Consider the following 24,711-nt stretch of genomic DNA (forward strand, 5'->3'; position numbering starts at 1 on the left):
GCTTGATATCCGGCAAGATGGTTAACGGGCTGGCTCTTATATAACCATCGAGTCCACTACATTTTCCACAACCTGATCCCCACCTGCCATTTTCAGGCCTTCGGCGCGGAAAGTCGTGATGTCTGTCAGCCCGATAAATCCGAGCGCCTTACGCAGGTAAGGATCCGTAAAATCATAGTCGGACATCGGGCCCTCAGAATACACCCCACCCGAGGCGATGGACAGGTAAATCTTCTTGTCGCCGAGCAAACCTTTGGGGCCGTCCGGACCATAGCTGAACGTAACGCCGGCACGGAAAATGTGGTCCAGCCATGCCTTCAGCGTTGACGGGATACCGAAATTGTACATCGGCACGCCAAGCACAATGATGTCGGCTTCACGGACCTGTGCAATCGCCTCGTCAGAAAGCCTGATGGCGGCCTGTTGCAACTCATTGTGCGATTCTGCCGGCGAAAAGAACGAGGACAGCAGCAACCCGTCAAGGTGTGGGAGCGGGTTTTCCGATAGATCGCGCGTGGTCACCGTACTGCCGGGATATTCCCCGAGCAATTTTTCGATGATGCCATCAGAAAGTTGTACAGTGGCCGATGCGCCTTTGCCCGGACTGGTAACGATATTCAGTATTTTTTTCATGGTTTCTATTATTTTGCCGTAAAGGCAGGTTGAAAATTATTTTATTTTAACACCACAAAATTACCTACCTTTGCTATACAAAGAGAAGTACTATACTCTTGTATAGTGCTATCATGTAATATAGTAAACTGATTATCAAATGGCTATGAACGAGAAATCTGAAAGAAACCACGCGGAATGCCAGTCGTTGATCCGGCCGGTGCACGATGCGCTGGAAGTGCTCAACGGCAAATGGAAACTGCCGATCATCATATCGCTGTCGTTCGGGAACAAACGGTTTTCCGAAATGTCCAAGGAGATTGCGAAGATCACCGACCGGATGCTTTCAAAGGAATTGCGCGATATGGAGGTCAACGGACTCATTAAAAGGACGGTGCACGACAGCATTCCCGTTGTCGTGGAATATGCGCTTACCGAATATGGGCAGTCGCTTGATCCTGTCATCAACGAGCTGCGCAAATGGGGTGTTGAGCACCGGCGCAGGGCGGGTGTGCCCGTGCCATAGTGATTTCATTAAAAATGATGAGAACAGCGGTCCTGATACTTTTGATGCTGCTGTCCTGCCCTGCTTTTGCTCAAAAGGAAATCCTGTACACGCAACGGCAGTTTGACAGCGACACCTGCTGCTGGCGCGAGCTGGCCCGGTCCGGGCGCTACCTTCAGGGTGCCGCGCTGATTGCGGCGTATTTAAAGGACGGAAAGCCACAGCGCAGGCAGGCGTTGTATTGGCATGCAGGCCAACTTTACGCACTTGGCGGAGACAACTCCATGGCGCTGCGATATTTTGGCAAAACGACGAATATACTCTATCGCTACCTTGGGGATGAAGATGCAAGGATGTGGTATTTCTACGTAAACGGAGTAAAAGCGTTTCTTAAGCGTGACAGGCAAAAACTACTGAAAATCATTTCAATATGGAAGCGGAAGTTTCTAGGTAACCTGAATTACAACCAACTCCTCCTGCTTTCGGAACATTGGGATATGCGTTATGCCGAGGCGTTGGATCTTCCCAAAGGGTAATGACGCCATGGCGATAATTACACCGCAAAGGTGAAACGCATTGGCCTGTCTTTATTATGCATCGATGCACCGACGCAGCGGCCCATTTTTGCGCAGTAATATTCTGGCCTTTTTCACTATATTTACAAAAACCAATTACAAAACACCGATTACGGTACACTGATCCTTACTGCTTTAGAATGAATTTCCTTGCGCACATATACCTTTCCGGCGACAACGAACTGATGAAAATCGGGAACTTTATGGCGGACGGTATCCGGGGAAAGCAGTTCGAGTCGTTTCCAGACGACGTACGCAGGGGCATCCTGCTGCACCGCGCCATCGATACCTTTACCGATGCCCACCCGATATGGCGGGAAAGCACGAAAAAACTGCACCAGCGCTACCATCATTATGCCGGCGTGATCGTGGATGTGTTTTACGACCATTTCCTATCCAAAAACTGGACACTGTATTCGTCCGAGACACTGGAATCGTTCACGGACAATTTTTATCGCAGCCTGATCGCCCATTACGACATCCTGACCGAAAAGACCAAAGCGATGATGCCGTATATGATCCGCCGAAACTGGCTGCTCAGTTACCGTACTTTACAAGGTATGGAGCGCATCCTCACGCAGATGGACCACCGTACGGGTGACAAGTCGAATATGCGGTTTGCGCACCTTGAGCTTCGCGAGCACTATGCGGTATTTGAGCAGGAGTTCACGCGGTATTTCCCCGAACTGCAGCGGTTTTGCGCTGAGAAAAAACAAACTTTATGAAGCGGGTTGCCGTGCTGATGGTATGGCTGTGGCCGACTTGTAGTATTACATGGGCGCAGCAACCTGTAGTCGCTGAACACGCTATGGTGGTTTCCGCAAGGGAAGAAGCTTCGGCGATTGGCGCGGAAATCCTCAGGAAGGGTGGTAACGCATTCGATGCGATGGTGGCTACCGAACTGGCTTTGGCCGTAGCCTACCCTTATGCAGGCAACATCGGCGGCGGCGGATTTATGGTGTACCGAAAAGCGGACGGCGAAACGGGCGCCCTTGACTATCGCGAAAAAGCCCCGATGGGAGCCACCAAGGACATGTACCTTGACGATAGCGGCCATGTCATTCCCGGATTGAGCACGGAAGGCGCGTTGGCCGTCGGTGTGCCGGGGACGGTCGCCGGCGTGTTCGCAGTGCACGAACGCTTCGGGAAACTGCCGATGCAGGATATCATGGCGCCGGTGATTGCTTTAGCCGAAAAAGGTGTGGTCGTTACGGCGGGGCAGGAAAAGCAACTCAGCACGTACCGTGAGGCCATTATAAAAATCAGCGGCAGCGCAACAGGGCTTGCCAAAGTTTACCACCAGGGCGATACCATCAGATATCCGGCGCTGGCCAACACGCTGCGGCGCATCTTACGAAATGGCCGTGATGAATTTTACAAGGGGGAAACAGCCCGATCCATCGCCGGTTTTATCCAAAAAAACGGCGGCATTATCACACTGGAAGATTTAGGAAGGTATGAGGTCCGGTGGCGCAGGCCGGTGTTCTTCGACTATAAAGACCTCAGGATCATATCGATGTCGCCTCCATCGAGCGGCGGCATCACGCTGGCCCAGATCATGACGATGATTGCGCCCTATCCGTTGTCGCGCTACGGACACAACAGCCAGGCGACGATCCAGGTGCTTACAGAGGCGGAACGACGTGCTTACGCCGATCGGAATTATTTCCTGGGCGATCCGGATTTTACGGTCATCCCGTACGCCACACTGCTCAGCAAAAACTACCTCAGAAGGCGGATGAAATCATTCAGCCCGGATAAGGCCACACCCTCGTCGACCGTATCGCACGGACAGGTTACCATTTCGGAAAGCAACGAGACCACGCACTATTCGATTGTGGACCAGGACGGGAACGCTGTAGCCGTCACGACGACACTGAACGGCGCTTTCGGATCAAAGTTATACAGCGACGAACTCGGTTTTTTCTTCAATAATGAAATGGATGATTTCAGTGCCAAGCCCGGCGAACCCAATTCATACGGTCTCATTGGCGCCGAGGCCAACAGCATTGCCCCGCAGAAACGCATGCTGAGTTCAATGACGCCGACGATTGTGGAAAAACAAGGCAGGCTGTTTATGGTATTGGGCACGCCGGGCGGTTCTACGATCATCACCTCGGTATTGCAGGTCATTTTGAATGTGCGGGAATTTGGGATGAACATCCAGGAGGCCGTCAATGCGCCACGGTTCCACCACCAGTGGCTGCCTGATGAAGTGTTGTTTGAGCCCGGGAAGTTTCCGCAGCATATCCTGCAAAGCCTTACCGGGAAAGGCTACCACGTCAACGAGCAAAGCGCGCCCGTGATCGGGAAGGTGGATGCCATCCTGATCAATTCGCAGGGAAAACGAGAGGGTGGCGCAGACTGCCGCGGTGACGATAAAGCGGTAGGTTATTAACCAAAGAAACGTTAAATTGTAAGCTTTAAGAACAAATACGGCCTAATTTTGCGACTCCATAAAAATCAGATGTTCCGAAAATTCTTTTTCCGCACCGAATATACGCTCGTGTGGGCACGAAACCGCCTTACGGAGAAGCAATTCATTTTCCTGTCAAGCGTACTGGTGGGCATTTCGGTGGCGTTTGCGGTAATCCTGCTGAAGTCCTTTGCGCACTACGTATATTATTTCGCCACCTATATAAACGGCATCCTCAAGTTGAGTTTCATCAACAGTATCCTGCCCATAGTGGGTATTTTCCTTACGGTCGTGGTTGTCAGGAAAGTCCTTGGCGGCGCGATTGAAAAGGGCACCTCACAAATTTTGTACGCGGTGGCCAAAAAGGCCGGTATCATCCCGCGCAAGCAGATGTATGCACAGATTGTTACGAGTTCGCTTACCGTCGGGCTTGGCGGCTCGGCGGGACTCGAAAGCCCCATCGTGATTACGGGCGCGGCCTTCGGATCTAATTTTGCACAGCGCTACCGGCTGGGTTACAAGGACAGGACCTTACTCATTGGCTGCGGTGTGGCGGCGGGAATTGCAGCGGCTTTCAACGCACCGATTGCCGGTGTGCTTTTCGCCGTGGAAGTGCTGTTGGTCGATGTGAGCATTTCAGCATTTACGCCCATCATGATTGCGGCCGCCACGGGCGCTTTGGTGTCTGTGATTGTCCTCGATGAGACGATATTACTGTCCTTCAAGCAACAGCAGGTTTTTGACTACCACAATATTCCGTTCTACCTGGTATTGGGCCTTTTTACAGGATTTATTGCCGTGTACTACTCACGGAATTTCCAGCGGGTTGAGCATTTCTTCTCTCGACTGAAATTTACGCCGTACAAGAAAGCGCTGGTGGGCGCGGCGATCCTGGCGGCAATTATTTTCATCTTTCCGACCTTGTTTGGCGAAGGGTATGAGAGCATTAAAATCTTATCGGAGAGTGACCCGGGACAGCTGTTGGAGAACACCCTTTTTGGCGGACTGCGTGACAATAAGCTTGCGCTGCTGGCCTTTGTAGGGATGACCATGATGGTTAAGGTGTATGCTACAGGGATCACTTTAGGCAGCGGTGGTAACGGAGGTAACTTCGCCCCTTCCCTGTTCCTGGGTTCCTATTGCGGCTTCTTCTTTTCTTCATTGCTGAATTTTACCGGATTGACCAAATTGCCTGTGAGCAACTTTACCATGGTGGGTATGGCCGGAATATTAAGCGGTATTTTCCATGCGCCGCTTACCGCGATATTCCTTATTGCAGAAATTACCGGTGGTTACAACCTGATGATTCCGTTGATGATTGTTTCCTCAATCAGTTTTGCGGTGTCGAAACGTTTTGAAAAACACTCCATGGATGTAAAGCACCTCGCCAAAAAAGGGCATGCCTTTACCAGTAATAAAGATGCCAATATCCTGAACACGCTGGAGACGACGCAGATCATACAGTCCGATTACCTGACCGTAACCGAGGACGAAAACCTTGAGAAACTCGTTGATTTGATCTCGCATTCCAACCAGGTGATCTTTGCCGTAACCGATAAGGAAAACAATTTGAAAGGCATCGTGCATTTTAACGACATCCGCGCAATCATATTCAGCAACTTTAAGGTGAAATACACGAAAATCCGGGAGATTATGCTACAGCCCAAAGAAGTCATTTCCCCTACGGACACGATGGAAACCGTGATGAATAAGTTTGAGAGCAGCAAGATGGCGTTTCTTCCCGTTTTAAAAAACGGGAAATATTTCGGGTTTATTTCCAAGGCCCAGGCATTGGAGGCGTACCGTTCTAAATTGAAGTCGATGGTTTTTGAGTAGCCCCGTGGCAAAAAAAAACCCGGTCCTCAACTGGACCGGGTTCCAAAGTATCAAACACCGGATTAGTATACGATTTTTCTGGTGACCGACCCCCGATCGGTCTCGACAACGATGACGTATACGCCGCCTGCGGTATTAAGGTCATTAAGCTCCAATTGGAGTCCGCTGCCCCATTTGCGATACACCTCACGTCCGCGCATATCATACAGTATAACCTGTTGAATCGAGGCGCTTTCAGATCGGATAAAGATTGATCCGCGTTGCCTGTAACTCACAATGTCGATTACCCCAGCGGGATCTGGTGTATTCAGCGGCGCTGCCACGGCGAACGTATAAGAACTGTATAAGGCCTGATCGATAAAATCATTGCTTTGCACATAACTCCCCGCCTCATTTACGGTGGACGGGATCACAACCCAATCAGAACCATCATAACCTGCGATTGAAAAATCAGCGAAATCGCTTACCGACAATGACGCGAGATCTTCTGCGGTAAAATACAATTTCACTTTCCCGAGCGCCTCAGAATGGATCGCCCAGTATCCGCTGTCGGCAAGTTCCCCGACGCCCTCCAGATTTCCAGGATTCTCAGGTGCTGCGGCTATAAAGCCGATTTCTACCGGCGCATCGTTTGAAGCCGTCTGCAATTCGAACGGCTTGAGCGTCAGCAGACTGCCAACAGGATAGACCACAAGGTCTGCAGGAAAGTTATTGGCGAGAAATCCCACCACCTTATGCGCGTCATCCGCCCCCGAATAGGACGTGTTTTCACCGAAAACCAGTACGCCCTTTGGGGCGGTTTCGGTAACGATATTGGCATTGAATTTTACCTCGCTGTTCGCACAGTACAGTGTGCCGCCACTGCCAATGTAAATCTCCTCCCCGACATAAAACGCCGTTTGAGCGGCAGCTGATAATGGAAACATCCATAAAAAGCCAAACATAATAAAACGTCCCATAACCATCAGTTTTTTGCGGCGGTTGGATCTCCGGGCATCAGCAATGACTTCAGCGCCGCCATGTCTTTTTTCAGGCTGTCGGTTTCCACTGCCTGTGCGTTGATGGATGCCTTGAGCGTATTGTTGTCATTTTGCAATGCTTTCAACGCCTCTTTCTGTTCATCGATGATGCGTTGTTGTTCTTTAACGGCATTAATCAGCATATACGTCATGGCACTGTTGTCCACCTGCAGGTATTCGGTATTTTCCCTGTTGAAAGTACTCACCATATACGGTGCAATGGGTTGCAATTCCTGAGCGATTACCCCTATATGTTCCTTGCTGGTATCATTCCCGGATTTTTCATTGTAATGGTATTTTACGGGATGGATGCCCATGAGTTGCGCAAGTCCGTCCTTGTAATCCACAACGTTTTTCTTAAGACGGGCATCAGAAGTGGCTGCAAACGCACCGCCGCCGGGCTTGAATGCGTTTCCTGCGATGGTCAGGTCTCCGTTTTTCATTACCGTAAGTGCATTGGAACGGGAGAAATCGTTGGTACCATTCCCTATCGCAAAAATCCTGTCGGCGGTATTCCAGTTTCCGGTACCTCCTAACGGCGTATAGGTTGTGGCATACCTTCCTATCACGGTTTCTCCAAAGGACGGCGAGCTGTTTCCATAACCCATTGCGGTAGCATAACTTCCAGTGGAGTTGGTGGAATATCCTGTTGCCAAGGCATTGAGGCCGGACGCGTTTGTGAACGTCCCGATGGACACGCCGCCGGCGCTTGCTGTGGCAAAGTTACCGATGGCCACACTCTCGCTGGCCGCGGACACGTCACCTCCAAGGGCGATAGCCGTACTTCCGCTGGCAATGGCATTACGCCCCATAGCCGCTGAAAATTCGCCTATATTTCCGTTATCCCATTGTGTGCCGTCGACATTGCCTGCACGGAACGCCGCTTTTTTAGGATAGAAGAACATTTTTGTACCGGCCCCTGAAAGGGCGAGGTTGGCACCGCTGTACATCGTGCCTGTCACCTGAAGGCCATCAGTCCCAGCAATCTGTACAGCACCCGCATCAGCGGTTATGGTACGCCCTGTACCCGAACCTCCGTTGTCATAGGCGGCGTCCAGTGAACTCGCTGATCCCGAACCCTCACCGCTGCCGCCTGTTCCGTTTAAAGGCTGCCAGGCGTTGCTGTGTTTGCCTTCAAATCCGTTGGCTGCGGTATAACGGATGGTTCCGTTGGCGGCACCGTCTGAAGAGGCGTCGCCAATCTTAATGGCGCCGTTGACCTCTACCTTTTCCGTGGTGGCCCCGTTGACCCCGAAATTGATCTTACCAAAAGTGGTTTTCACTGCGTAGTCGCTGTTAGAGGAGGCGTTCACATAGAGTCCGTTGGGCTGCGATCCGCCATAAATGGATAATTTCGTATCAGGGGATGGATTGTTGCTTCCGATGGAGACATTCCCTCCGGAAACATTTGCCTGATAAATATGGGTGCCGTTGGGGGAAGTAGTCCATTGGTTGCCTCCGCCGGCGGGTGCATCGACCCAGGCGGCATTCCCATTGGCATCGATGGCGGAAAGGAACTTACCTGCCGCGGCACCGTTGCCCTGCAGCCTGAAAGTACCTTTGATATCTACTGTAGCTGTAGGCGTTTCATTGGTAGCTCCAAATCCTGAATTGCCGTTTTTCAGGATGGTTAGTGCATTTGATTTCGCCGAAGCGTTATTTCCATTTCCGACGCTGAACACGCGATCGGTATTTACCCATGTTGCAGCGCCGGAAGGCGAATAAGTTGTGTTGTAACTGCCGACGGCTGTCTCCTGATAGGAAGGTGCGGTAGTTCCTGAACCTATGGCGGTACTTCCTGATCCTGAAGCCGTAGACTCATAACCCATAGCCGTTGCGGCTAATCCCGATGCGGTGGTATTCCATCCTGAGGCGAAAGACATATCGCCAACGTTAGTATTATTCCATTGTGTTCCGGTTACCCTCCCTGAACGGAATGCTGATTTTCTTGGGTTAAAAAGCATGCGTGATCCTGCGCCATTCAGGTTAAGTGCGGCTCCGGAACCATAAGTCCCGGTCACCTGCAAACCATCAGTCCCGCCGATAACCACGGCACCGGAATCAGCATCAATAATACTTCCTGAACCAGGGGTTGGGTAATCGTAGGCATCGTTTAACGTGCCTCCGGCGCTGCCGCCAACAGGGATTTCCTGGGTTGATAACGTACCGTTCGCTCCTGCTACCACCATACGGTTTCCTGTACCTGAAAGGTTGTCAAACCTAATAGTACCCTGCAAAGTTCTCAGGGCGACCCCATCGCTCCAGTTTCTAAATAGCCCTCCGCTTCCATTTGGGCTTTGTGTTTCGCCGGACACACCGGCTGCAACACCTGAATCTGCATTGGCAACACCCATGATGCCCGCTCCCTGCTGGCTAAAATTCTCGGCATACATACCGTTAGAATAAACGTCTCCTTCTATGTCGGCTATTGCCTGAATCGCTGATGTAGTACCATGAGTACGTCCGTAGACAGCGACACCGGTAGAGGAAATACCTGCGAACGCATTTGCCGCCGGGCCGTCAGTCGTAATGTTGATTCCTGAGCCGGCGGTGGTCACAGTGTAAGGCAACACCAATCCGGCTGGTTGGGCAGATAATCTTCCGCTGGCATCGGCGACGACCATGCGCATCCCGTCACCGGAAAGGTCGTCAAACCTGATAGTACCCTGCAAAGTTCTCAGGGCAACACCATCGCTCCAGTTTCGAAATACCCCTCCGCTTCCATTAGGGCTTTGTGTTTCGCCTGACACACCGGCTGCAACACCTGAATCTGCATTGGCAACGCCCGTGATACCTGCTCCCTGCTGGCTAAAATTCTCGGCATAAATACCGTTAGAATAAAAGTCTCCTTCGATATCGGCTATCGCCTGAATTGCTGATGTAGCACCATGAGTACGTCCGTAAACCGCGACACCGGTTGAGGAAATACCTACAAACGCATTTGCCGCCGGGCCGTCAGTCGTAATGTTGATTCCTGAGCCGGGGGTCGTTACAGTGTAAGGCAATACGAGTCCTGTTGGTTGGGTAGATAAAGTTCCATCTGCACCGGCAACGACCATACGGGTGCCCGAGCCGGACAGTTTATCAAATTTTATGTTTCCCTGCTGCGTCCTGAGTGCTATGCCGGAAGTGTTTAAATTAGCGAAAGTACCACCACTTCCCTGTGGACTCAGCGATAACCCAAATACGCCATTGTTGACTCCTGTTGAATGGGTCGCTATGCCGTATACCCCTGTTCCGCCTGAGGCTGTCGAAGCTCCTTCCACACCGGCAGCTGTACCTGCGCCGCTTAGCGCCGTCCCCCTGAGACCGCTTCCCGATGGTGCGTTCGTAGTACCGACAACACCAGCCGCATCACCTGTACCTGCCGAAGCATAGGCAACAATTACAGACGAACCGCCTGCTGTACTTTCCAATGTCAGGGCTGAAGAAGCAGTTGTTCCGGAGTAGGGCAGCGAGAAAGATTCCGGCAAAGCCAGTGCAGAAAGTGTACCATTGCTGCCGGCGACAACCATACGCGTACCCGTGCCGGACAGTGCATCCATTTGTACGCCGCCTTCGGCGGTACGCAGTGCCTTACCTCCGGTTTCGTTCTTAAAATAACCGCCATAGCCATCAGGGCTTTGGCTCGAGCCATGAACACCATAGTTCTCGCCGGTAACACTATTGGCGATGCCGTCTACACCGCTTCCGTTGGCAGAACCGGAATATCCCCTTACACCCGAGGCATAGCCTGTGGTGTTGTATGCTTCTCCCTGTACTCCGGCACCAAGTGAGGCAGCAGAGGTGCCCAACACCCCTTTTGAATCTGAGGTATTGGTTGTGGCGGCACCCCAGACGGCGGCAGTATTGTTACCGTACGCTGAGACGTAAATGGGCGCAAACTCAGCTGAACCGTCGATAGGCAGTGCCTCCCTTGATACGGGGTACCAGCTCCCGTCCTGCCAAAAGTAAAATCCCACAAGCACATTGTTTGGGGGTGTACCACCCTGTTGCAGGTTATAAACCAATGTTCCATTGGCTAATGCGCCTCCCTGAGGGTTGGTTACCGGTGCTGCCACGTTTCTGGCTGTCAGTACCACCCGGGGTACCAACAAACCTTTATCGGTTGCTGAGACGTCCAGTGCCCCCTGCGGGGTTTCCGTTCCGACGCCGATCTGGGCGTGCCCCCGTTGCGCGCCAAGCAGGCAGGCAAACAGGGTTAGTAAAAATAGTTGTTTCTTCATAAAAGGAAATTTTAATCTTTGGTAAGAAGTTAATAATGAGGAACCTTTGACGCAAAGTACAGGCATTAGGTGATGCGGGGCATCACGAGATAGGGTGAGTGTTTTGCTGCCAACTGTTTTTTCATAACTTAGCGGGATGCACGACATATTTCAATCGCATCTTGAAAAATTCATTACCACAGATGATGCTGAATATGCCGGTATTGATTCTTTCTTCCAGGTTATGGATGTTAAAAAGAAGGAAAACCTGCTTTCAGAAGGGCAATTGTGCCGGTACCATTATTTTGTATTGAAGGGCTGCCTGCGGAAGTTCTTTATTAATGATAAAGGCATTGAACAGACGACTGAGTTTGCCATCGAAACATGGTGGATTACCGATAATATGGCGTATGAACGGAATCTCCCGACGGAATTTTACATCCAGGCTGTTGAAGATTCCGAGATATTATACATTGAGGGAGGCCCAGGATCGGTTACTGACTGAGTTTCCAAAAATGGAGCGGTATTTCCGGTTTGTGTACCAACGTGCCTATGCCGCAGCGCAGATCAGGCTGAAGTATCTTTACGATTTTTCTAAGGAAGAGATTTATGAACAGTTATGCCTTAGGCAACCCGCATTCGTCCAGCGGGTACCTCAATACCTGATTGCTTCCTATCTGGTTTCACACCTGAATATTTAAGTGAAATCCGGAAAAAGAAACGTTCTTAAACCAGTTTAAGTTCTGTGTGTTTTTACTGAGCTAGCTTTGCGTCATTAATCTTAGATACACAAAAATGGAAACCAGAATCAACATCAATGAATTACAGCCACAGGCTTTTAAAGCCATGTATGCCCTTGAAGGTTATATGGCAACGACGAAGCTGTCCAAAACCCATAGGGAACTAATTAAGATCAGGGCGTCGCAAATTAACGGCTGTGCTTTCTGTATAGACATGCACACCAAAGATGCGCTGAAAAACGGGGAAACGACACAACGCATTTTTCTTTTGAACGCCTGGCGCGACACGGCTTTGTTTTCTGAAGAAGAGAAAGTCATCCTTGCCATAACTGAAGAGGTGACCCTTATCAATAATCTCGGATTGTCTGCAGATACTTACAAAAAGGCCACACAGTTTTTTGATGAAATCACAATCGCGCAACTCATTATGGCCGTAGTGACGATCAATGCCTGGAACCGGATTGCGATCAGTACAAACCTTGAACCGGCGGGATAACTGACCAGCGACATACATCCGGTTTGCAACGTTGTTAGCGCCGCAGTGGTCAGACTGATCTTCGGGATACGGGTCCCCAGATTGTCATCCATTTTTCAAAATACGGAAAAAACCGGGCCATATCACGCGACATTGACGGACCGATGCGTGAAAGCCATAACGGTTATTGCACATGAGCGACATGCGGTCACAGGTTTTCGCGCAGTGCCCTCGCAACGGCTTCCGTGTTGGAATTCACCTGTAACTTGGCATAGATATTCTTGATGTGTGATTTTACGGTGTCGAGCGAAAGCCCTAAATCAGCAGCAATCATCTTATAGCTTTTCCCGTCGACCAATGCATGCAGCACTTCCTTTTCCCTGAAACTTAATAAGGGCTTGGAGTTGGCGGCTGTCTGTGGCATGGCGTTGCGGAACAAATCGACAATCCGCCGGGCAATTCCGGGTGTCATGGGCGAACCACCGTTGCCGATGTCTTTCAATGCCGCAATGTATCCTTCAGGTGTTGTTGACTTCAGGATGTACCCCGATGCGCCGGCGCAGATCGCCCTGAAGATGTAATCATCGTCAGAAAAAACCGTCTGGATCAGGATTTGGGCATCAGGAAATACCGATTTGATTTGACGGGTTGCATCAATGCCGTCTACGCGTGGCATCGCAATGTCCATCAGCACGATATCGGGATTGTGCTTCTTCATCTTGGTGACAGCGTCGCTGCCGTTGGCAAAACTGGCTGCGCAATGAAGCGCCGGATCACTGTTAATAACCATTTCCAGGCTTTCGCGCAGGTGCCTGTTGTCTTCGAAAAGTATGACCTCGAGTGGCTGCATCGGTTTTTAAAAGCAAATTAAATTATTTAAGTTTTGAGACGCATCCCGAATTTGGGGGATGGCTAGATTTTGACGGTCAGCCTTAGGTGTGTGCCTGAGCCGGGAGCACTCCTGATCTCGAATACCGCGCCGATATCCCTGGCACGCTGCTGCATGTTCTCAAGGCCGTCACCATGGTTTGCCGCGGCCACATCAAAACCGGAACCGTTGTCAGAAACGGTGAGTGTGAGTATACGTTCCCGCAGCAGCAGTTCCACTTCGACGCTATCAGCACCGGAATACTTGACGGCGTTATTCAGCGCTTCCTTAAAAATTAGGTAGATATTCCTTTTATGAATCATCGACAGTTGCATGTCTGCCGTATTTTCAGTCCTGAATATCAATTCCAATGGGGATGATGCGCGAAGATCGGCGACAAAATGCTGCATCCTCTTATCCAGTCCTGATGACGTGGTTCGATAGGAGTCCGGTTTTATCATCCACACGATATCGCTCATCGATTCGATGGTTTCCCTGATGTTGGTACTGATTTTTTCCATGAGTTCCGGGGAGCCTTCCCTGTTATTGCGGACCATTTCGTTCAATAGCCGGATGCTGCTCAGCGAGCTGCCGACATCGTCATGTAGGTCTGATGCGATACGGTTGCGCAACTCCAGTTCCTTATTGCGCTGCCTGAGTCGGTTTCGGTTGATAATGAACGCAATGCCCAACAGAATGAAGACGACAAGCAACACCATGACGACCAACATGGTGCGGCTGTTTTTTATTTTTTGCTGCTGGAGCATCCTGTCCTTGTTCAGCAGCTTAATTTCTTTTTCTTTTTCTTTCGTTCCGAATTCAGTCTGTAGTTTGTCGAATCTTGTCTGCTGTTCCTGTAGATCCAGGCTGTCGCTGACGGTTGCCGCCTGCTTTACGCATTCCAGCGACCTTTTGTAATTGTGTGTGGCTTCATAAAAATCGGCCAGAAGGTGTAAAGCCTTTAGTCGGTAAAGCGTGTTATGCATTTCGGTCGACAGTGCATACGCTTCTTCAACGACAGATATGGCGGCATCGTAATGTGCCAGTGTACTTTCAAAAACGCCGATGGTAAGCTGTAGATAGACGATATCCATCTTATAGCCCAACCGCCGGTATACCTGCATTGCCTTGTCAAAATATTTCCTCGTAAGCGCCGGGACCTTCCGATAAATATACACCTGAGCGATGTTTTCGTAGACGAGAGCGGCATTGTAATCGTCGCCCGTATTCTCATAGTAGGCCGCCAGTTCGTTGTATTCCTGCATCGCCTTATCGTACTCGCCCTTGAGCTGGTAAATGTTGGCAAGGCTCGTCTTTACCTCATTTTTGGTTTTCGCCGTTGGTGCGTAATCGAGTGCCTTGCGCATGTAATTTACAGCACTTCGGAAATCATTCATTTTTCGGTAAATGACGCCCAGGTTTTTATACAACGCACAAGCCGATGCATTATCCTTGATTTTGTCAAGCTTACGGATACCTTTGAATACCGTTTGCATAGCCGCCTCATATCGTTCCATGCGAATGTATATATTCGATAGGTTCGCCAGGATTTTCAGCACCTGACTTTCGTCTTTATTCTTCTGATAGATGGCGATGGCACTGTTTATGTAAAACTGGGTCTTGTCGTAATCGCCGTCAAAAGAGTACACCCAGCCCAGCGTGTTATAGCAGCTCGCCAGTGCCTCCTCATCATGATGTTTTTTTGCCAGCGCGATGGCCCTGTTTGCAATCTTATAAGCCGAGTCCTTTTGTATGCTGGTATAATAAAAGGCCAGGTGGCTCATTGGGATGATGCGATCCTTTTCCGATTTGGTTTTGGCGATGACAGCGCGAAGGGAATCCATTGTCGGATTTTGCGCCGGAACAATAAACGGTAATAACAGCATCAACAGCACGATACTGTGACGCCTTCCTGTGGGGTTATGCCACAAATAAGGAGATAACATACTGATAGGGTAATGGTTAGTATGCTATAAAAATAATAAAACTTTAAATATAACTACTACTCGGGGATTACCTGCCCCTCCTGCGGTTGCGCTCCGCTTTCAGTAAATTGAGTTCACGGCTCGTTTGCCCGGCAACTGAAGTATTCTCCTCAGCACGGCGAATCAGGTACGGCATCACATCACGGACGGGACCAAACGGGAGGTATTTTGCCACGTGGTAATCTGCAGCAGCGAGGTTAAAACTGATGTTGTCGCTCATACCGTACAACTGTCCGAACCAGACGCGCCCGTCGTTTTTCGGAATGTTATGCGCCGCCATAAGTTCCATCAGTTTGTAAGAGCTTTCCTCATTGTGGGTGCCTGCGAAGATGGCCATGTTATTGATGTGCCTGACCATGTACAGGATGGCGGCATCGTAATTCTCATCCGTAGCTTCTTTGGAAGCGCAGATCGGCGTGGGATAGCCTTTTTCTTCCGCGCGTTTGTGTTCCTTTTCCATGTAGGCGCCGCGTACAATCTTCATCCCGATGTAGAATCCCTCTGATTTGGCCTGGTCGTGCAGTTTCTTCAGGTAATCCATCCGGTCGTGGCGATACATCTGTAAGGTGTTGAAAACGATGGCTTTTTCCTTGTTGTATTTTCGCATCATATCCGCCACGAGGTCATCGGCGGCATCCTGCATCCAACTTTCCTCGGCATCAATCAGCAGTGCAACATCCTTATCGTGGGCCACTTTACAGACATGGTCAAAACGGGCAACAACGCGGTTCCATTCTTCCTGCTCTTCGGCGCTGAGCGTTTGCCCCTCACCCAATTTTTCATACAGTTCAAAACGTCCGAAACCGGTCGGCTTAAAAACTGCAAAAGGGATTGATTGCCTTTCTTCCGCAAAATGGATGGTTTTGAGCGTCATGTCCAACGCGGCATCAAATTGCGCTTCTTCTTCCTTGCCTTCCACGGAATAATCCAACACCGACGATACGCCTTTGGTAAACATCTTGTCGACTACCGGCAGGCAGTCGGCTTCATTAACGCCGCCGCAGAAATGGTCAAAGACAGTCGCACGGATCAGCCCTTCGACAGGCAAATGCGCTTTGATGGCAAAGTTGGTCACGGCCGTCCCAATACGCACCAGGGGCTCACTCGCAATCATCTTAAAGAGGAAATAAGCGCGGTCGAGTTCGGTATCTGTCTTGAGTGCAAATGCGGTTTGCGTGTTGTTGAAGATTTTTTCCATGTGATTTTTGTTGATAGTGCAAATATAAGCGTTGGAAATGCATTTTTTTTTAGTTTTCGGCGATAAATTTCAAATGAAACGGCTCGCACGCTGGAAAAAAACTTTAACAACTGTTGTGGAATTACCGCACGAAAAATCCAGCGGTTTTTGTAAGGGACAGCACTTTCCCCTACCCTTAGGGCAAAATACAAATCATTCCGTTAGCCGGCGTGCGCAAAATGCACATCAATTGTTAATACTAATAATCGGTTTTCGATACCGATGTGCGGATTGCTATCTGGCTCCCATCGTTTGGAGGCAACAACTTTGCGGGAAACGCGGAATTTATTTAAATCCCGACCTCAATCTGGAACCGCACATACCAATTATTCGCCGAGCTCCCGTTGGCAAAGTCGAGCTTTTCGTAGGTAAACTCGGATTGCAATTTCAGTGCATGCTCCCAGATATACTTGTTGATGCCGAAACTGAACTGGTCCGTGTCAGGCGAATAGGCGCTGATTTCATCGGCCACCTTCTGGGTCGAATAACGACCGATGAACTCATACTTAGAGGGGAACACGTAGCTGAGCTGGTAATCCATGCCTTGCCCCGCGAATACCGCCCGCGTTAAAGTGGGATCGGTCGGGTTGACGGTGACCGGGTTATCAGCAACGCGGTTCATATAGGTCAGCATGGCAGCCCACCCATTGTATTTGGCAATCGCGTCGAGCAATAACGATGACATATCGCGTGCTTCGTACAACAAGTCACCGGTTTGTCCTAATGTTTTTCTGGCTTTAAGGTTGATATTGTACGCGCCCGAAACCATCAGCCTGGGTTTGGGCTCCCTCAGGATATCGCCTTCAAAGTAATGCCCGTCCTTCTTAAAAGTCCCCAGCGGCAACAATTCAATCTTTCCGGTGTATGACAGCCCGTTGTTGTCTTTAATGGCGGGTACATTCGGGTTGTTCGTTGCCCAGTTCCGACCCTCACCCAGGCTGATCGCGCCTTTGAAATTATACGAAAACTTATCTTTGAACTCATTGAGGTTGGCGAAATGGAAACCGAAATCACGGTCTATCGCGAACTTAAAGTTGTTGATGGAACGGTCGGTGAGCTGGATGGCACCTGAGGAATTCACGGTCTGCCTCGTGCCCGGAAGCTTTGTCACCCCAAACCCGAATTGCCAATGTGTATTGGGGCGGTAGTATAAGATCGCGTCGCGGATCACGTTCAGGTTTTCCCCTGCTTTTTCCGAGCCGACGTCGCCGGCACCGAACGAAATCTGCAGTACGTACAGGAATCTAGGATTTCCTACAAATCCGTCAAACCGCATCCTGAGGCGGCGCACCTGACCTTCGTAATACGGGTCCTGCCCTTCATTATCAAAATAGGTCACACGGTTCTGTATCCTGAAACGGATGTTGAACTGGAAAATACTGTCCGGCGACGTGATGCCTAGGCCTTTTCCGTAGTTGTAATAAGGCAGGGACGACAATTTGAGGTCGTTGTCCTTCTTATTCCGGATGATTTCCTGGGCGTTTGCTGACGCCGCACAAAGCAGGAACAGAATGGGTAAGATTTTTTTCATAGTGTGTTGTTTGTTTGGTCGCAAATTTATAAAAAAAAGGTGCGGTTGCGACGAAAGCAAACTGACACGCGCCACGCCCTCTCAGCGATGTACCGCGTGAGGGATAGCAGCGGCAGCCCGCAGGGAGCGCAGCGGACGAGGACTAAAGCGGATAGCCCGACCCGAGGAACGAGGGGCACGCCCGCCACAAACAAAGGCAATAATCGCACAAAGTTCTACTCGGCACCCTAAACCTTTTTCATACCTTTGCAAAAAATTACACCATGTCAAATATCTATTTGGGATACCATTTTACAATTGAGCCAAAGGCGTCAGGCGCCGAAATTTTAGTAGCCGAATTGGGTGAAAAACCGTTCGAAAGTTTTGTGGAAACCGACTTCGGGGTGACGGCCTACGTGCAAAAAAGCCTATGGACCGCCGACATCCTGGATGACATTTACATCCTCAATTCGCCTGAATTTACGGTTTCATATCAGGTCGAAGAAATAGAACAGGTGAACTGGAACGAGGAATGGGAGAAAAATTTTGAGCCGATTGACGTTGACGGCAAATGCCATGTACGTGCCCCTTTCCACCCGAAAACGCACGCAGCATACGACATTGTGATTGAGCCGAAGATGAGTTTCGGCACGGGCCATCATGAGACGACGCACATGATGATCCAGCATTTGCTTGAGATGGATGTGCGCGGCATGAAAACGCTTGACATGGGCTGCGGTACCGCCATCCTGGCCATCCTGGCTGAAATGAAAGGTGCCGGGCCAACAGATGCGATTGATATCGACAACTGGTGCTACCTCAATTCGATTGAAAATGCGGAACGCAACGGTTGCACGCAGATCACGGTCTATGAAGGGGATGCGGCCTTACTGGCAGGTAAACGCTATGACCTGATTATCGCAAACATCAACCGAAATATCCTGCTTAATGACATGCAGGCTTATGTGGACAGCCTGAACAAGGGCGGACAGTTGCTTTTGAGCGGATTCTACGAGGACGACATCCCGGCAATCGATGCCTGCTGCACGGAAAAAGGATTGAGATACGTTAAGAAATTCCAGCGTAACAACTGGGTTTCGCTGAAATACGCTTACTGATATGGATACCATTGAAAAAGTTTTAGAGGAGGTCCTGACCGAGGAAGCGGTGGGCAACAACAATGAAATCGTTTTGTACAACGATGACGTAAACACCTTCGACCATGTCATCGAGACCTTAATCCGCGTGTGCAGCCATACCGCTGAACAAGCCGAGCAATGCGCGATACTGGTGCATTACAAAGGAAAATGTACCGTGAAAACCGGATCGTTTGAGGAATTGAAGCCGCAATGCACCCAATTATTGGAAGCGGGACTGAGTGCCGAAATCGTGTAACGGCAGTTTCCCTGCAAAATAAACCATACACCAAGGCTACGAAATCGTTTTAGCCCATTCAAAATTTCCGTGAATCTTAATAGAAAGTCGCGTTGGCATTGACGGGAACAACGCGTTTGGTCCGGCCGTGCAGATATTCCGCGTTGTATAGTTTAAATATCACGCTCCCGGAATTTTCATTGTCTGTTGTTGGTACATTTATATAAACCAACACATTCAGATTATGAGAAAAATTTACGCATTACTTTGTCTGGCTACAGCCGGTTATGGCCAGCAGAATATCAACTTCGAAACTGGCGGGCAAGGTGCCAATTACACCTGGAACGTTTTTGAAAATGACAGCAATCCGGCGCTCGAGTTTGTGGACAATCCAAATCCTTCAGGCATTAACATTTCACCTACCGTTGCCAAATTTACCACACTCATCACCGGCATGCCCTACGCAGGGACAGAGACGCAGCATGGGAATATGGGGACTTTCACGCTGGATGCCGACCATGCCACTATAAAAATCATGGTGTACAAATCTGTCATCAGCGATGTCGGCATCAAACTAGTTCAGCCCGGTAACGGGGCGCAGCCGGAGATTAAGGTATCAAACACGGTCATTAACCAATGGGAAGAACTCTCCTTTAATTTTTCTGCGCAGGTAGGCACAACATTTGACCAGATTGTCGTGTTTCCTGACTTTTCCGGATCTCCGCGGACTTATGGCTGCGTAACGTATTTCGACAACATCACTTTCGGGATGGCAGAAGCCCAACCGCAACCACTCACCGCTGCCCCTACCCCCGTACTGCCGCAGGCCCAGGTCATCTCAATGTTCAGCGATGCGTATCAGGATGTTCCTGTCGACACCTGGAGGACCGCCTGGTCTGATGCCGTGCTGCAGGATTTGGCAATTGACGGGAATCCGACGAAAAGGTATACCAATTTAAACTTCGTCGGGATTGAAACCATAGCCTCACAAATTGATGCCACGCAGATGGATTATTTTAATGTGGATGTCTGGTCGCCCGATTTCACTATTTTCAAGATAAAATTGGTCGACTTTGGTCCGAACGCCATATACGACGGCGGCGGCGATGACAGCGAACATGAAATAACATTTAACAATCCGCAACAGGGCAGCTGGATCACGTACAGCATTCCGCTTACCGATTTTGCCAACCTGCAACACAGGGATCATATTTCACAACTGATTTTTGTGGGCGGAAATAAAACCGTGTATGTTGATAACGTGTACTTCAGCAGAGCCGAACTACAGGCAGCAGATCCGCAAACGCCTGAATTCAGCATGTATCCGAATCCGGTAAAAGACCAGCTTCATATCCTGAACCCATCCGGGATCGACCAGATCAGGATTTGTAATATACACGGGCAGCTGCTTTATCAAAGCGATACCCCTGCCGGTGACGTAGAGATCAATACGCAATTTCTCACAGCGGGAACCTATTTTATCACCGTCAACAGTGGTGGAAAGACGGCAGTGAAAAAATTCATTAAACAGTAGCTAAAAAAAAAGCCCTTCATGAGAAGGGCTTTTTTAATGAATCATTTCATGTTAGCTCGCTTTATTAAAGTAGCGCGTTACCGTGACAGTGGTTCCACCGACGGTGGAAGTCGCGCGGATCTGCAATTCTGAATTGGTGAGTTTGGTCACCTCATAGGTTCCTGCCAAAGCCCCTCCGGTTACATTGAGCGCATCTCCGGCCTGCGTCCAGGTTCCCTGGTCTCCGGCGTCTTCTGTACACACATTCTCTGCATTTTTAAAGAAAATGATGTTCTTTAAAACGCCACCGGTCACGAATTCAATATAATCCTTGTCACAGCCCGGTTCGTTATCCGTGTACGGATCTGTATCGGTCGTGCCTGATACAACGGAAACCGTCTTGGTAAGGTTCCATTTCGCAATGATAGTCGGCGCAGGACCAGAATCGCTGTCGCTGCTGCAACTGAAAGCTAAGGAAGCAATAGCAGCCATGGCTAAAAATTTAATCTTTTTCATATATGTTGATTTGTGTTACGGGGCTAATTTACACAATCAGGACAACGCAGTTGTTAAAATTGTAATAAAAATCGTTACCTATACCTTATAACATTCCCATATGAGATTCAATAGGGCCTATTGACCTACACCGTCGCAGATTTCCTACAGGTTTTGTTAAACTGCATCTCTGAACGACCATAACATTACCTCAACATCTTTGGTTGGGACGACGCTTAGGCAACTCCTCCATTCCCTGACATTTATTGACAAATGCAGTGTTTTAAGCTATATGCAGCGATAACGATATCGTAAGAAATTGTATAGTTTTTATATAATGCGTTTCTTCGCACTACAACGTATTCGTGATTACATTTGATTAGAACAAAAAACCAAACATTTATGAAAAAAATTACAATATCGCTTTGCCTGATGTTATATTCATTAGGTTATTCACAGCAACCATCCGCTGCGGCTGAGAACCCCTCCCTGCCGCAATCGGATGTGATCTCGATGTTCAGCAATGTGTACACCAATGTACCTGTAGACACCTGGCAGACCTCGTGGTCAGCAGCCACACTGGAGGATGTGCAGATTGCCGGAAATGATGTTAAGAAATACTCCGGGCTCAGCTTTGTCGGGATTGAAACCGTGGCAAGCCAGCTCGACATCACTGCGATGACGTATTTCAATGTCGACGTCTGGTCTGCTGATTTTCCGCTTTTTAAAGTGAAGTTGGTTGACTTTGGTGCTGACGCGGCCTTTGGCGGCGGCGATGACAAGGAACATGAAATTACCTTCAACGCTCCTGCCCAGAATCAATGGGTGCATCTGCACATCCCGCTGTCCGAATTTGAGAACCTGACAACCAGGCAACATATTGCCCAGCTGATTTTCGTTGGCGGCAACGCCACAGTATTTGTAGACAATGTGTACTTCAGCAATGAAGTGACCGTACCGGTGGTTACCGACCCAGTCGTGGCGGCTCCGACCCCAACAGTTCCGTCATCGGATGTCATTTCAATGTTCAGCAACGCGTATACCAACGTTCCTGTAGACACCTGGCGCACCAGCTGGTCAGATGCCACGCTTACTGATGTACAGGTTGATGGCAACGATACCAAGAAATATACCGGGCTCAATTTCGTAGGAATTGAAACCGTCGCGCAACAGCTTGACATCAACGGTATGACCCATTTCAATGTCGATGTGTGGTCGCCAAATTTCACCATATTCAAGGTTAAGCTGGTCGATTTCGGCAATGATGGCGCCTTTGGTGGCGGGGATGATACAGAACACGAACTGACATTCGACGCGCCTGCACTGAACCAATGGGTAACGCTGCACATCCCGTTGGCTGATTTTACGAACCTCATGGGACGGCAGCACATCGCCCAGCTGATTTTTGTTGGCGGCGGCGGAAAAGTGTATGTCGACAACGTATATTTCAGCAATGAGACGACGGTGCCTCCTGTGACCGATCCGTTAACGGCGGCACCAGACCCTGTGTTGCCGCAATCGGATGTCATTTCATTGTTCAGCAACGTTTACAACAATGTAGCTGTTGACACCTGGCGTACCGATTGGTCTTCGGCAGCACTCGAAGACGTGCAGGTGGCCGGAAACGACACGAAAAAATATACGTCACTTGTGTTTGTTGGCGTTGAAACCGTAGCACAGCAACTTGACATCACCGGAATGAGCCATTTTAACGCTGACGTCTGGTCGCCTGATTTCACCGTATTTAAAGTGAAACTGGTCGATTTTGGAAATGACGGCGCTTTCGGCGGCGGTGATGATACGGAGCACGAAGTGACAATCGATAACCCGGCACAGGGTCAATGGGTAAATATCCACATCCCTTTAAGTGATTTCACCAACCTGATGGGCAGGCAGCACATCGCCCAATTAATCTTTGTAAGCTCAAATACCAAAGTATATGTAGACAACGTATATTTCAGCGACGAAAATGTTACACCTCCTGTCACTGATCCGTTGACTGCGGCTCCGGACCCAGTCCTTCCGCAGGAAGATGTACTGTCTATGTTCAGCAACGTATACACCAACGTACCCGTAGACACCTGGCAAACCTCATGGTCTGCGGCCACACTGGAAGACGTACAGGTGGATGGAAACGACACCAAAAAATACACCGGTTTGAGCTTCGTAGGTATCGAGACCGTAGCAAACCAACTCGATATCACGGGGATGACCGTTTTCAATGTTGATGTATGGTCACCTGACTTTACCATCTTTAAGGTAAAATTGGTAGATTTCGGAGCTGATGCGGCATTCGGCGGTGGCGACGACACAGAACATGAAGTCACGTTTAATGCGCCGGCACAAGGCCAGTGGATTTCGCTCCACATTCCGTTGTCACAGTTCGAGAACCTGGCCGGAAGGCAGCACATTGCGCAATTGATTTTCGCAAGCAGCAACGCCAAAGTATATGTGGATAATGTGTATTTCAGCAATGAGCCGATCATCGTAATCCCGACAGATCCTACGGTAGCGGCCCCTGCCCCTACTTTGCCTCAGGCGCAGGTGATGTCCATGTTCAGCAACGCTTACACGAATGTTCCCGTAGATACCTGGCGTACCAGCTGGTCTGATGCCACGCTGACTGAGGTGCAGGTAGATGGCGACGACACTAAAAAATATACCGGACTGAACTTTGTTGGTATAGAAACAGTTGCACAACAACTTGATATCACTTCGATGACGCACTTCAATGTCGATGTGTGGTCTCCTGATTTCTCGGTATTCAAGGTCAAGCTCGTTGATTTCGGTGCTGACGCTGCGTTTGGTGGCGGCGATGATACTGAGCATGAGATCGTGTTTAACAACCTGACGCAGTCAGATTGGAACACAATCCAGATTCCGTTATCCGATTTTACAAACCTGATGGGAAGGCAGCATATCGCCCAATTGATTTTCGCGAGCAGCAACGCCAAGGTTTATGTCGACAACGTGTATTTCAGTACAGACCAATTAGGCGTGACTGATAACGAATCGGTCAAAATGACGATGTATCCTAATCCGGCATCGACGACGCTGCACTTGTCTGCCCAACAGCCTATCGACTCGGTTTTGGTTTTCAACACCATCGGTCAAAAGGTCATTAATGTGGAGCCTGGTACCAGTACAGCGACAATCGACGTGCGTTCGCTGAACGCCGGGATGTACATTGTCAACACCACCATTGGCGGTAAGACGGTTTCTCAAAAATTGATCATTAAATAATTTTAGGTCCGGAAGACAACGACCATTACGGCCTCTGTACAGGCCGATGTTTTCCGGACTGATCATCATCTACAAAAGCACGAACTCGTTTCGTGCTTTTTTT

Annotated in this window: 20 protein-coding genes; 12 read left to right on the forward strand and 8 right to left on the reverse strand. The window is 49.5% G+C overall.

Features of this window, described 5'->3' with window-relative positions; all coding sequences use genetic code 11:
- Positions 1 to 36: 36 nt before the first annotated feature.
- Positions 37 to 633, reverse strand: a complete 597-nt coding sequence (locus tag HYN48_RS12280) for an FMN-dependent NADH-azoreductase (RefSeq protein WP_108372127.1) — start codon at positions 631 to 633, stop codon at positions 37 to 39.
- Between the two features lie 145 nt (positions 634 to 778).
- Here HYN48_RS12280 and HYN48_RS12285 point away from each other — a divergent pair, with 145 nt between their 5' ends.
- From HYN48_RS12285 to HYN48_RS12305, 5 genes are all read left to right on the forward strand, one after another.
- The gene (locus HYN48_RS12285) at positions 779 to 1,138 is read left to right on the forward strand and encodes a winged helix-turn-helix transcriptional regulator (protein ID WP_108373629.1); all 360 of its coding nucleotides are present in this window, start codon (positions 779 to 781) and stop codon (positions 1,136 to 1,138) included.
- A 14-nt stretch (positions 1,139 to 1,152) separates the two neighbouring features.
- Positions 1,153 to 1,653 carry a hypothetical protein gene (locus HYN48_RS12290; protein WP_146171778.1) on the forward strand — a complete coding sequence of 167 codons (501 nt, stop codon included), beginning with the start codon at positions 1,153 to 1,155 and terminating at the stop codon, positions 1,651 to 1,653.
- Positions 1,654 to 1,832: 179 nt separating this feature from the next.
- Entirely contained in the window at positions 1,833 to 2,417 is a 585-nt protein-coding gene (locus tag HYN48_RS12295) for an acyl carrier protein phosphodiesterase (RefSeq protein WP_108372131.1), read from the forward strand.
- Entirely contained in the window at positions 2,414 to 4,090 is a 1,677-nt protein-coding gene (ggt, locus tag HYN48_RS12300) for a gamma-glutamyltransferase (protein WP_108372134.1), read from the forward strand. The genes HYN48_RS12295 and ggt overlap by 4 nt, the downstream gene beginning before the upstream one ends.
- A 69-nt stretch (positions 4,091 to 4,159) precedes the next feature.
- Entirely contained in the window at positions 4,160 to 5,944 is a 1,785-nt protein-coding gene (locus HYN48_RS12305) for a chloride channel protein (protein WP_108372136.1), read from the forward strand.
- A gap of 62 nt (positions 5,945 to 6,006) precedes the next feature.
- Here the strand turns inward: HYN48_RS12305 and HYN48_RS12310 are convergent, their stop codons facing one another.
- Both HYN48_RS12310 and HYN48_RS12315 read right to left on the reverse strand, forming a co-directional pair.
- Positions 6,007 to 6,903: a T9SS type A sorting domain-containing protein gene (locus tag HYN48_RS12310; protein WP_181248475.1), complete on the reverse strand. Its 897-nt coding sequence runs from the start codon at positions 6,901 to 6,903 to the stop codon at positions 6,007 to 6,009.
- A gap of 5 nt (positions 6,904 to 6,908) precedes the next feature.
- Positions 6,909 to 11,189 carry a tail fiber domain-containing protein gene (locus HYN48_RS12315; protein WP_181248476.1) on the reverse strand — a complete coding sequence of 1,427 codons (4,281 nt, stop codon included), beginning with the start codon at positions 11,187 to 11,189 and terminating at the stop codon, positions 6,909 to 6,911.
- A 136-nt stretch (positions 11,190 to 11,325) separates the two neighbouring features.
- Here HYN48_RS12315 and HYN48_RS15415 point away from each other — a divergent pair, with 136 nt between their 5' ends.
- The 3 genes from HYN48_RS15415 (at position 11,326) to HYN48_RS12325 (ending at position 12,404) form a co-directional block, all read left to right on the forward strand.
- Positions 11,326 to 11,673, forward strand: a complete 348-nt coding sequence (locus tag HYN48_RS15415; protein WP_483866648.1) for a Crp/Fnr family transcriptional regulator — start codon at positions 11,326 to 11,328, stop codon at positions 11,671 to 11,673.
- A 10-nt stretch (positions 11,674 to 11,683) separates the two neighbouring features.
- A complete protein-coding gene (locus HYN48_RS15420) occupies positions 11,684 to 11,869 on the forward strand; it encodes a hypothetical protein (RefSeq protein WP_483866649.1) in 186 nt (61 codons plus the stop codon).
- A 94-nt stretch (positions 11,870 to 11,963) separates the two neighbouring features.
- Positions 11,964 to 12,404 carry a carboxymuconolactone decarboxylase family protein gene (locus tag HYN48_RS12325; protein ID WP_108372142.1) on the forward strand — a complete coding sequence of 147 codons (441 nt, stop codon included), beginning with the start codon at positions 11,964 to 11,966 and terminating at the stop codon, positions 12,402 to 12,404.
- A gap of 187 nt (positions 12,405 to 12,591) precedes the next feature.
- Here the strand turns inward: HYN48_RS12325 and HYN48_RS12330 are convergent, their stop codons facing one another.
- The 4 genes from HYN48_RS12330 to HYN48_RS12345 form a co-directional block, all read right to left on the reverse strand.
- Entirely contained in the window at positions 12,592 to 13,233 is a 642-nt protein-coding gene (locus HYN48_RS12330; RefSeq protein ID WP_108372144.1) for a response regulator transcription factor, read from the reverse strand.
- 62 nt (positions 13,234 to 13,295) lie between these two features.
- Positions 13,296 to 15,197, reverse strand: coding sequence for an ATP-binding protein (locus HYN48_RS12335; protein ID WP_108372146.1), 1,902 nt, complete (start codon positions 15,195 to 15,197; stop codon positions 13,296 to 13,298).
- A gap of 67 nt (positions 15,198 to 15,264) precedes the next feature.
- Positions 15,265 to 16,434: a proline dehydrogenase family protein gene (locus HYN48_RS12340; protein WP_108372148.1), complete on the reverse strand. Its 1,170-nt coding sequence runs from the start codon at positions 16,432 to 16,434 to the stop codon at positions 15,265 to 15,267.
- A gap of 328 nt (positions 16,435 to 16,762) precedes the next feature.
- Positions 16,763 to 18,004 (reverse strand): porin, encoded by a 1,242-nt coding sequence (locus HYN48_RS12345; RefSeq protein WP_108372150.1) that lies wholly within the window; start codon positions 18,002 to 18,004, stop codon positions 16,763 to 16,765.
- Between the two features lie 263 nt (positions 18,005 to 18,267).
- On the opposite strand from HYN48_RS12345, the gene prmA reads away from it, so the two are divergent.
- From prmA to HYN48_RS12360, 3 genes are all read left to right on the forward strand, one after another.
- Positions 18,268 to 19,101 (forward strand): 50S ribosomal protein L11 methyltransferase, encoded by an 834-nt coding sequence (gene prmA, locus HYN48_RS12350; protein ID WP_108372152.1) that lies wholly within the window; start codon positions 18,268 to 18,270, stop codon positions 19,099 to 19,101.
- Position 19,102: 1 nt separating this feature from the next.
- On the forward strand, positions 19,103 to 19,378 hold the full coding sequence (locus tag HYN48_RS12355) for an ATP-dependent Clp protease adaptor ClpS (protein ID WP_108372154.1): 276 nt from the start codon (positions 19,103 to 19,105) through the stop codon (positions 19,376 to 19,378).
- Between the two features lie 223 nt (positions 19,379 to 19,601).
- On the forward strand, positions 19,602 to 20,891 hold the full coding sequence (locus HYN48_RS12360) for a T9SS type A sorting domain-containing protein (RefSeq protein ID WP_108372156.1): 1,290 nt from the start codon (positions 19,602 to 19,604) through the stop codon (positions 20,889 to 20,891).
- Positions 20,892 to 20,942: 51 nt separating this feature from the next.
- Here HYN48_RS12360 and HYN48_RS12365 read toward each other — a convergent pair whose 3' ends face one another.
- Complete coding sequence (locus HYN48_RS12365) at positions 20,943 to 21,386, reverse strand: lipocalin family protein (protein ID WP_108372158.1); 444 nt, start codon at positions 21,384 to 21,386, stop codon at positions 20,943 to 20,945.
- A 381-nt stretch (positions 21,387 to 21,767) separates the two neighbouring features.
- Here HYN48_RS12365 and HYN48_RS12370 point away from each other — a divergent pair, with 381 nt between their 5' ends.
- Positions 21,768 to 24,608, forward strand: coding sequence for a T9SS type A sorting domain-containing protein (locus HYN48_RS12370; RefSeq protein WP_108372160.1), 2,841 nt, complete (start codon positions 21,768 to 21,770; stop codon positions 24,606 to 24,608).
- Positions 24,609 to 24,711 lie beyond the last annotated feature (103 nt).

The sequence above is a fragment of the Flavobacterium magnum genome, assembly GCF_003055625.1.
Taxonomy (GTDB): Bacteria; Bacteroidota; Bacteroidia; order Flavobacteriales; family Flavobacteriaceae; genus Flavobacterium; species Flavobacterium magnum.